Genomic DNA, 9,351 nt, shown 5'->3' with positions numbered 1-9,351 from the left:
TGAAGTTAGGTAATCATACATTTTATGAAGTTTTGTTACATCGTAAATCTGATCAGTATTATCCACTTGTTTGCAAACCTCACTATCCTGATACCAAAGAAGGGAGATGGCATCATTTCTATAATAAGGAATAAGAGTGATCTGATCATCTACTATTCTATTCATCATTACTTGTTCTTATTTCTATTTAGAGGTTTCTTCCGATACTTCAATATTCCCCATCAACCAATTGGACATCTTTTTGCCTTTGTCTTTATAAGGGTTGGGAGGAAACAAGGTAAAAGGAGGAATGCTGGCATCCGGGAAGAATAGTTCTACGCTTATCGTTCGTTCGCGATTATGATTGACGTAGGCTGTAAAATAGATATGGTAATGTCCGCTCACATCACCACCATTATCATACTCTCCCCTAGCAGTATTTGGCAATAAGGTAACAGACTCTATGCCCTGCTTTTCCTGGGCTAACTGTGTAATGATCTCACTCTTAATAGCAGCCTCATGATTTCTGATGAAATTACTATCATCACTATATCTAGGATGCCCATTACGCAAATAGAAAATAATAACCATCAGAAAAGGTAGGGAAATTAAAAAAATAATTAGCTTATTCGATTTTAACATGGGGGTCCTTACTAATCTGAATCAATATTAAGAAATCTCACCTTATAGCCATCTTTGGTATATAAAAATTCTAATTGAAGGGTCATATCCACTAATTCTGAATTAGAAGTCATCTCATAGTCAACGGCAAACCCAGAATGGTCATTATAATCATAAATCTCCAATTGAGAATACTCATAAGGTGGATGGAAATTACATGCCACTCCATATTCATCAATCGTGTCAAAATCATTTAATTCAAGTGTTTTTTCAACATATCCAAAGAATTCATTTAAATCGTCAATCTCAGATTCGTCAACATAATTCTTTATATCTTCATAATTTTTTAAGTGAATATCTTTTAAAATATTTGTGATAACCTCTATAACTTTTTCTCTTTTATAACTATCATCTCTCTTTTTAAATCTATCGAAAAATCCCATAGGGAAATCCTTTCTCACTGTACATATTAGTTTACTGAGATGTACTTATCCCATCGCTTTAAGGGCCTATCCAAATAAGAATAAGCCTTATTTTTTATCTAATCTAGGAATTATGAATTAATTGCTCCAATTCTACTTCTGAAAGATATCCATGATTGTATAGTTTACTTAACAAGGCTTCATCTACGGTAATTTCATAATAGTCAGTCACAAACTCATGAAATCTCTCAAAGCTATCAAAGAGGTAAGATAGCAACCATTCTCCGCCATCCTGATCTTGGTAAGTCTGTTGATGCGCGTGACCGTCATACCAGATAAAGAAGGTTGTTTCATCTTTTTGTTCTTCTGAATAAAGTGAGACATACTTTTCATCCAGTCCTTTATAAAAACTATCGATGATATCTTGATTCCACTCGTCAGCACCAAACTGGCTTAAACTACTTTCATGATCAAAGCCTTTTATAAGGATCATTTTATCAGTCAAAATCACATCTAAAGAATCACCAGATCCATTATCAATAAGATAGCGGACTCCATAGTCTTCCTCAGTCTTAATCACGAGTCTGAGCCAATCCTCACTCGGATCTGTCAGATATTCGTCAATGACTAGCAAGGCATCTAAGCGAGTCTTTATCTTGTCCCAATTAATCTTTCTCATCTCTAAAAACCTCCATCTTATTCTTGCAATTTATCAAGATCACAAGCCCTATAGCGAGCTGTTAGATAGCCCGATAAGCTAATCTGAGGGATATTCCACTCATTGGGCAAATAAATCGAACAATCTACCTGATCACCTAGAGGGGAACTTGCTGAGAAGACATATCTTCCCAAATCTTCATTATTAGGATTTCTTTCAACTAGACTCAATCTGCTAGCATTGAATCAGCCTTTGAACAGTAACCAGATTTGCTCGGCATCTTCGTTTAATAGGGAGACTTTCAAGTTGTAGCTGATTCCGACCCTACATCTTTTTTTGAATCCTGAGTCATCAGCTTTACAAACTTTTATCGATCCCTTATCATACTGCCAGTTATCACTATCTAATAGGGGAAATCGAACAGATAGATTGTCTTTAAATCCCTGCATAGTATCTAATAAATCTTTGGAGGCATCTTCGAATAATTCTAGTTCTTCCATAGTCTTCTCTTTGATTTTCATAGCTAATCACATTCCGGTTTAATCTGCATCAACCCAGATCTGGTATTTTTGACAATGGAGACATCTAAACAAGTACCCACAGATAGACCCGTCTTTGACTAAAAAGTCTTCTACCTCTTGATATTCTTCACGCGCTTCATAGTCTGCCAAGACTTGCTCAGCGATTCCCATATCCTTCAATTCTCGAGTTCCAACTGTACCCAAGTAAGCACAATAATCTTGGCAACAAGAAAGCCAATATTCTCCCTGCCAACTAGAGTGGCCTGGGGTCTGACAAAAAAGCAGCTGATTCTTTTCTGGATCCAATTCACCCTTCCACTCGGCATCTTGTATAAATTCTGCATCGAATTTCTTAGCTGCTTGACCGTTTGCAATACAAGTTGGGCAGAGATGTACTATCTCTTCAATACTATAGGGTCTAAGAGCATAATAAACATTACTTTCTTTCCCACAAGATGGACAAAGCTTGGCTTCTCCTTCAACAAATGAACCTGTAGCTAAGGGATCTGGATGATAGAGAAAATGAGGCAAGTTTTTTAACAAGTCCTGTCTTTGCTTCTTCTCTTCTTTTCTTAGAGGACGAGGAAGGGCAAAACGATCGCCATGACTCTGACTCATTTCTTGTAAACGGCTCAGTTTCTTTAATTGTTTTCGGTCTGGTTTATCTAAAATTTCGGTAAATAAGCTATAGGCACTAGTGTAGAGACCCAATTGCTCATAGAGATCAACTAAGACTTTCTTCGCTTCTAAATCATCAGACTTAGCTAATTCATCAGCCAAATCATAGAGTTCCGCAACACTGGAAGAATTTCCATCTTGTTCCAGGTATTGCTTTTTTAAAGTAATATACTTTTCTAGAAATGGATTCATGGGACTACCTTTCTAATGGAATATAAAAACCTTAACAAATAGTGACTAGGACATTTCCATTGAGTTCCAGAATATTTTTGTAAAACTCTTTCATATTTACAAAGCAGGTTAAAATGTCATCCTTGATTTCTTCCTCTTCCTCAAGATAATCCCAAATATCAGGATACAAGTCGGCTTTCTTGCATGCTTCCATACTAAAGTCTTTCAAAGCCTTGTCCATATCAAATTCTTCTAAAGCTTGACTGATAGCCGCAATTCTCGATTTTTCAGTATAGGCGATATATTCAGATACATCCTCTAGAGGAGTCACCCCTAAAACAGCTTCTCTCAAGGGATTGCCATCCAAAAATTCTGAACTACTAAATCCTGTCATGACAAAGAGAAGAGCATCCCACATTTTGTCGATATCTATTATGATATCATGAGTGTCAGCGGAGTCCTCAGCAAAGTCTAACAAGTCATCTTCTTGGTTAGAAAGAGCTTTTATTTGTTCTAATTCATTGTCTGGTAAATATTGATAATTGGCAATCATTCCCATGATTTTTCTCCTTTGAATCTTGTAGGATAATACTGATATTTCTAGCTCTATTTCTATAGAAAATGCTATAATGGAGCTAAGAAATTGTTTTATTGAATGTTAAATAAAGGGAAATAGTAATGTTCACTAGTATTGTTTTGGGTTTTTATGCTCTTTTCTTTCTATCCTTATCCTTTACTATCTACCTCTATATCAGACTTGTAGTTGCGGTTAAAAAAGGCAAAGACATTCCCAAATGGATTTACAAACTTGGCCATGCTGTTCAAGGTAGAATTCACGTTGACTATGAAGAAATCACTGATGCTAATGCCCTTAAAGAGATTCATTGGTTCTTACTGATCTATTTAATCGTAAATCTACTCGTATTGGCTGTCCTCTACTATCATAGTAATAGCTTTCCTCAAGCCATTTATGAATGTTTGAAAAAACAATTTTTCATCGTACTTGTTAGTACGGTTTTAAAAAGTATTGGTAAATTTGTTGTACTGGCTATAAGCAAAAACTTTCATAACAGTCATGTCTATGCATCAACCAACGCTGTTATCGGGACAGCTTTTTTAACAAGTTATGTTTTTATGTTCTGCATGATGATGAGTGGTCTTCCAGCTCAACCAGTTCCAGTAACCATTCAAGATACTACTGTCATTGTCGGGGAGACTAAGGTTTCCGAGCTTTTAGACCAAGGCTTCACCTTTGGAGATAAAGGCGCAGAGAGCTCCATCACCAATCCCAAGAACGACCACTTCTACTACGGTCAGCTTCTAGAAGTCAAGCGGGATAATCAGTCCTTTGGCTTTATGAGCCTTACTCCTACAGGAAAAGATACTGATCAACTTAAAAACTGCGTCATCACCTATTACAGAACACCTAAGGATAGCAAGCAACTAGAAAAAATTTTCATCAATCATGTCAAGCTAGCAAATCTCAAGCTCCAAGATTTTCAAACACGAAAATTAATCGATATCTTTGAAGTCAATCCAGCTGATTATAACGTCTCTGATAAAGATACCAACTTTATCCTAACTATCCAAACAGCAGATTACGACCTCTGGAAAAGATACCGGATTGAATCCAAGTTCAATTCAGATGGTTCGATTGATAGCTATGGAGTCAGAGCCCAGCATAGCATGTGGGAATGATTCACCATTTCCCCCTTTATCACATAAGCATTAAACTGGAAAAATATCGTCGACAAGTTTATAGGTTTCGATGAATCGAAGGCCAGAGGAACCTTTATCTCTAGTGATTTCTTCATAAATATCTTCTAAATTTTGGGCAGGTGCTAACATCCAAATTCTAAAAGGTTTAAGTTTCACCTGTCCAATTTTTTCAATATTTTCTAATAATTGCCCTAAATCTTTGTGATTGAACCAGCAATCTGTAACGAGAGCAAACTTTGTATTGTCCATCTTACAGGAGATTTGACTGGTCAAAAAATCATCGATGGAGGGCTTTTTGGTTTGTAAGAGGCGTGTCCAAGCCAAATGATACTCAAGCTTTCTAGGACTCTGCTCAACCATAGATACAAAGACAAGACCATACTCATCTTGGAACTTAACAGTAAGGAAATCTCCTTCTTCAAAATAAGGTTTACGTATAGTTTTGGCTTTAGTGACCTTTAGAGGTCTAGGATTTTCAGTTTGCAACTGGATAGCAAGTTTATCCAAGACCTTTTGCCTTTGCTTCAAAGCCTTTGAATCTATTTCCAACCAAAATGGATCAGCCCCTTTTTTGATAAGCTCCAAGGTTTTATCTCTGATATCGTCTGTCAGGTGACCAATCTTCCAAAGTGAATAAGCAAGAGCAGTCCAATAAATTTCTGTAAAAAAGTCTGTTTGACAGTAATCTTTCTCCTCATCGAGGATATCCTTTATAATGTTCGCTACCTGTTCACCGTCTCTATAGCGACCGACTACTTCATTGTAAATGTCATAACCTTGATCACTGTCAATGATTTTAACGCCATCAATAGCCATACTCAACTCCTATATCTTATTAAATCTCAAAGCTTATTTAATCTTATGATTGTTCATTTTCTCTTAGAAAATATTTGTAAGAATTTGGCGCAATTCTTGAGCTTCCTTTTCAGGAAGTTGGCCTTCTTGTTCAGCTACAGCGTACAATTCCGGATACTAAAGAGAGATTCTCTTAATAGTATGAGTAATAGCATGTTTTCTAACAAAAAATGGAATCCGTTTAATCATATCTTGAGGAATTAATGCGATAATCTTATTTTACAAGATAGGTTTTCCTGATTTCCATTTTCATGATAGATATTTCTCCTTAAGAAGCTAGATAGTGCTATATGTTTCTCTTTACTGCTCAATCCGTCTACTCAAGCAGTGGCATACACTCACAAAGAACTTTGTTTGACTATTGAATATCTTCCATCGCTTCTTTCACATATTCTTCGACATCTTCAATCTCTACAAACAGCGGGTCTAAGTGGCATAAGAAGTGCCAATCTTCGGTGCCGCGTTTTCTGTAGAGAATCGCTTCGCCGTCTTCACTTCCGAGAAAGCTTCTGTCAACTTCATACCCTTTGTTTTCTAGGAATGCTTTTGCCTTGCGGAAGTTTGCTTCTCGTGCTTCGACATAAGCTTTCACTTCATCGTTATTCACGACATATGCATCTACTTTTGTAGCTCCTTCGATCATTTTATCGGTTTTAACGGATAGATTCGAAATTTCTTTCCAAATAATGTCCACATTTTCCTCAGAATTAAACGAAAATCTAGATAAAGGGACAATATTTCCATTGAAGACAATCTCCATATAATCCGGTAGATTTTTTGGATTCAAATACTCCACATCAAAACTATCCTCGTTTTCTAGAGTATATCCAGGGATTTGAGCTACAAATTCTCGTCCTTCTTCTAAAGTCTCAAATAAGACTAAATCCTTTGAATAATTGTTTTGGTACAATTCTAATAGATACATCATTAATCCTTCCAATATTTGGATAGATGATAGTTTTTTAGCAAACTAATATACTCAACACGTGAGGATAGAGATTCAAGCATTCTTTTTTACTAAATAGGATTGATTGCTAAAAATTTCACCAGCTTACCTCCTCTTATCTCATCGTCAATTATAACACGTTTCCACTCACATATCAGATATTTATTATTGGACCAAATAACTTTTTGAAATAGAAAACAAGCTCACCAATTCATCAAGTCTATATTTTTTATGAGATTCTTCATTAATGCTAAAAGCTTTTCAGTTTAAATTTTATTAAAAATCCTTGTTCATGACCTTACGTAACGATGTATAATAGGTATGAGGAGGTGGGTAATGATGGCTAAATATAGAGCAATTCCGGAAGGATTTATGACAGTTGGGGAACTTGCTAAGAAAATGGGCGTTACCATCCGTACTCTACAATACTACGATAAAGAGGGGCTACTTTCCCCATCGGCAGAAAGTGAGGGAGGTCGCAGGCTTTATACCGATAAAGATTTAGTACTGCTCCATCAGATATTGTCTTTAAAATCACTGGGATTTTCTCTCAAGGATATCAAGGAGCGTTTGATCTCTTTGAAAACACCTGATGATGTTGCTAAAGCTCTTACGGAGCAGGCAGATGTTCTTCGTAAAAATATAGAACAACTTAAGGATTCTTTGGTCGCAATAGAGCAGTTAAAGGCAGAAGTTTTACAAATACAGACGGTCAATTTTAAGAAGTATGCAGACATCATCGTCAATCTACAGATGAAGAATGACTCCTACTCTCTCATTAAGCGCTTTGATGATAATACACTCGACCAGATACGCAGTCGATTTGACAAGAAAAGCGGACTTGACTTTATGGACAGATTGAACCGCCTAAGTGATCAAATCGTAGAGCTTCAAAAAGAAAACGTACCAGCTGAAAGCGAACAAAGCCAACAGGTTGTGAAAGAATACTGGGGCTTGATTATGGAGTTTACAAATGGTGATATGAGCATGCTTCCTAAGTTGATGGAAGTTGGTACTATTGATACCGCCTCAAACGCTTGGGAAGAAAAGCAAAAAATCGTCAATGATTATATAGGACCCGCCCTACAAGTCTATTTTTCAAGGCTTGGAACAAATCCTTTTGAGGAGGTAGAACCATGAAAAACGCAATAGAGGTTTCTGGATTAAAGAAAAGTTATGGTAGCAATATGGTTCTTAGTGGTCTCGATTTTCAAATCAAACAAGGAGAAATCTTTGCTCTGCTCGGAGTGAACGGAGCTGGTAAAACAACAACGCTTGAATGTATCGAAGGTCTGAGAAAATATGACGAAGGCACTATAGTTGTAAATGGGAAAACCGGAATTCAACTACAGTTCTCCTCTCTACCCGTCCACATCAAACCAATGGAAGCCATAAAGCTCTTTGCAAAATGGAATCATACATACATTGATGATGCTATGCTAAAGGCCCTTGGAATAAAAGAAATTGAACAGTCGCAATACATAGAATTATCCACCGGTCAAAAAAGGAGATTACATCTTGCTCTTGCACTTATCAGTAACCCGGATATTATTTTTCTCGATGAACCGACAGCGGGACTTGATGTTGAAGGACGACTATCTCTCCATGAACAAATCCGAAAGCTCAAATCACAGGAAAAGACAATCGTCTTGGCAAGCCACGATATGGCCGAAGTTGAAACCCTATGTGACCGCATTGCTATTTTGAATAGTGGAAAGATTGTCTTTTGTGGTACTCCTTCAGAACTGACAGACAGGTTGGGAAGAAAATATTTCATCCATTTAAAGACCCAGGCAGGGGAGGACACATATGAAACAGATACGATTGAGGATAGCTTAATTTCATTATTGGAGGAATGCAAACAAAAAAATATCCAGATATCGGATATTAAGGTAGATCGTGGAACACTGGAGCAGCATTTCATTGAAATGGCAAGGAGGGGTTTGGAATGAATGGTTTTTTATATAGCCTAACATTACAGTGGAAATTGGACATACGAAGTAAGTCTCTCTTGGTTACTTACTATATTGTACCGATTATTTTCTTTCTTCTCATGGGTGGTATTTTTACTTCCGTTATGCCTGAAATGGGTAGCACACTTATACAGTCAATGATTGTCATGAGTGTTTCAATGGGAGCCTTTCTCGGTTTACCGCCTTCCTTGATTGAAACATACGGAAGCGACATAAAAAAGATTTATAAAGCAAATGGTGTGCCTATTCATTTAGGATTGGTGACCATAGTTCTCTCTGCCTTTGTTCATTTGATAATGACTTGCATAGTGATCCTACTACTTGCTCCAATTTTATTTAAAGCAAGTCTACCAAGTCAATTTCCCTTATTCTTTCTCGCGCTTGCCATCTACATTTTTGTATCGTTGAGTATCGGAAGTATACTGGGCCTTACTGTAAAAAATCAAGCAAAGCTGACCATGATAGCGCAACTTGTATTTTTACCCTCAATTATGCTCTCAGGAATCATGTTTCCCATCACCTTACTGCCTGATTTTCTTCAAGCAATCGGGCGTCTTTTCCCCGCTTCTTGGGGATACCGCTTGATGCTAGATCATGGTTTTGGTCTTGAAAATCTTTGGTATCTGATTCTTGTATCTTGCATTGCAATAATATCATCTATCCTCCTGTTGAATAAACAAAAATCTAACTAGATGCCTGAATAATTCCATGCCAGCTTTTACTTTAAAGCAAAAGCGAGATAGATCGTAAAATCAAATGAAGAGAACACCAACAAAAAATCATCTGTTGGTGTTCTCTTCATTTTTAG

11 protein-coding genes and 3 pseudogenes are annotated in these 9,351 nt (G+C 36.8%); 4 read left to right on the top strand and 10 right to left on the bottom strand.

The features are described 5' to 3' along the window. From HMPREF2893_RS03070 to HMPREF2893_RS03040, 7 genes and pseudogenes are all read right to left on the bottom strand, one after another. Positions 1–168, bottom strand: a pseudogene (locus HMPREF2893_RS03070) (N-acetyltransferase); the annotation flags it as partial. A 15-nt stretch (positions 169–183) separates the two neighbouring features. After that, positions 184–621 carry a hypothetical protein gene (locus HMPREF2893_RS03065; protein ID WP_070674186.1) on the bottom strand — a complete coding sequence of 146 codons (438 nt, stop codon included), beginning with the start codon at positions 619–621 and terminating at the stop codon, positions 184–186. An 11-nt stretch (positions 622–632) separates the two neighbouring features. Continuing rightward, on the bottom strand, positions 633–1,043 hold the full coding sequence (locus HMPREF2893_RS03060; protein ID WP_070674183.1) for a DUF7668 domain-containing protein: 411 nt from the start codon (positions 1,041–1,043) through the stop codon (positions 633–635). A gap of 103 nt (positions 1,044–1,146) precedes the next feature. Continuing rightward, positions 1,147–1,701: a hypothetical protein gene (locus tag HMPREF2893_RS03055; protein WP_070674179.1), complete on the bottom strand. Its 555-nt coding sequence runs from the start codon at positions 1,699–1,701 to the stop codon at positions 1,147–1,149. A 17-nt stretch (positions 1,702–1,718) separates the two neighbouring features. Next, positions 1,719–2,201, bottom strand: a pseudogene (locus HMPREF2893_RS03050) (hypothetical protein). Positions 2,202–2,219: 18 nt separating this feature from the next. Beyond that, positions 2,220–3,071, bottom strand: coding sequence for a CbrC family protein (locus HMPREF2893_RS03045; RefSeq protein ID WP_070674176.1), 852 nt, complete (start codon positions 3,069–3,071; stop codon positions 2,220–2,222). Positions 3,072–3,102: 31 nt separating this feature from the next. After that, a complete protein-coding gene (locus HMPREF2893_RS03040; RefSeq protein WP_070674173.1) occupies positions 3,103–3,609 on the bottom strand; it encodes a YfbM family protein in 507 nt (168 codons plus the stop codon). A 119-nt stretch (positions 3,610–3,728) separates the two neighbouring features. Here HMPREF2893_RS03040 and HMPREF2893_RS03035 point away from each other — a divergent pair, with 119 nt between their 5' ends. Further along, on the top strand, positions 3,729–4,748 hold the full coding sequence (locus HMPREF2893_RS03035) for a hypothetical protein (protein ID WP_003011613.1): 1,020 nt from the start codon (positions 3,729–3,731) through the stop codon (positions 4,746–4,748). 30 nt (positions 4,749–4,778) lie between these two features. On the opposite strand, the gene HMPREF2893_RS03030 is transcribed toward HMPREF2893_RS03035, so the two are convergent. The 3 genes and pseudogenes from HMPREF2893_RS03030 to HMPREF2893_RS03025 form a co-directional block, all read right to left on the bottom strand. Next, positions 4,779–5,585 (bottom strand): hypothetical protein, encoded by an 807-nt coding sequence (locus HMPREF2893_RS03030; RefSeq protein WP_070674170.1) that lies wholly within the window; start codon positions 5,583–5,585, stop codon positions 4,779–4,781. Between the two features lie 63 nt (positions 5,586–5,648). Beyond that, a pseudogene (locus tag HMPREF2893_RS11190) lies at positions 5,649–5,840 on the bottom strand (hypothetical protein); the annotation flags it as partial. A gap of 142 nt (positions 5,841–5,982) precedes the next feature. Further along, the gene (locus HMPREF2893_RS03025) at positions 5,983–6,549 is read right to left on the bottom strand and encodes a hypothetical protein (RefSeq protein ID WP_070674167.1); all 567 of its coding nucleotides are present in this window, start codon (positions 6,547–6,549) and stop codon (positions 5,983–5,985) included. 357 nt (positions 6,550–6,906) lie between these two features. On the opposite strand from HMPREF2893_RS03025, the gene HMPREF2893_RS03020 reads away from it, so the two are divergent. Genes HMPREF2893_RS03020 through HMPREF2893_RS03010 form a run of 3 tightly spaced genes read left to right on the top strand, consistent with a single transcriptional unit; the run spans position 6,907 to position 9,235 of the window. Next, positions 6,907–7,710 carry a MerR family transcriptional regulator gene (locus HMPREF2893_RS03020; protein WP_186822238.1) on the top strand — a complete coding sequence of 268 codons (804 nt, stop codon included), beginning with the start codon at positions 6,907–6,909 and terminating at the stop codon, positions 7,708–7,710. After that, positions 7,707–8,522: an ABC transporter ATP-binding protein gene (locus tag HMPREF2893_RS03015; protein WP_070674161.1), complete on the top strand. Its 816-nt coding sequence runs from the start codon at positions 7,707–7,709 to the stop codon at positions 8,520–8,522. Before HMPREF2893_RS03020 ends, HMPREF2893_RS03015 begins: the two co-directional genes overlap by 4 nt. Continuing rightward, positions 8,519–9,235 (top strand): ABC transporter permease, encoded by a 717-nt coding sequence (locus HMPREF2893_RS03010; RefSeq protein WP_023917887.1) that lies wholly within the window; start codon positions 8,519–8,521, stop codon positions 9,233–9,235. The genes HMPREF2893_RS03015 and HMPREF2893_RS03010 overlap by 4 nt, the downstream gene beginning before the upstream one ends. Positions 9,236–9,351 lie beyond the last annotated feature (116 nt).

The organism is Streptococcus sp. HMSC072C09, assembly GCF_001813105.1.
Lineage (GTDB): Bacteria > Bacillota > Bacilli > Lactobacillales > Streptococcaceae > Streptococcus.
The sequence above is the reverse complement of the archived record's forward strand: the minus strand, read 5'-3'. Positions and strand labels throughout refer to the sequence as shown.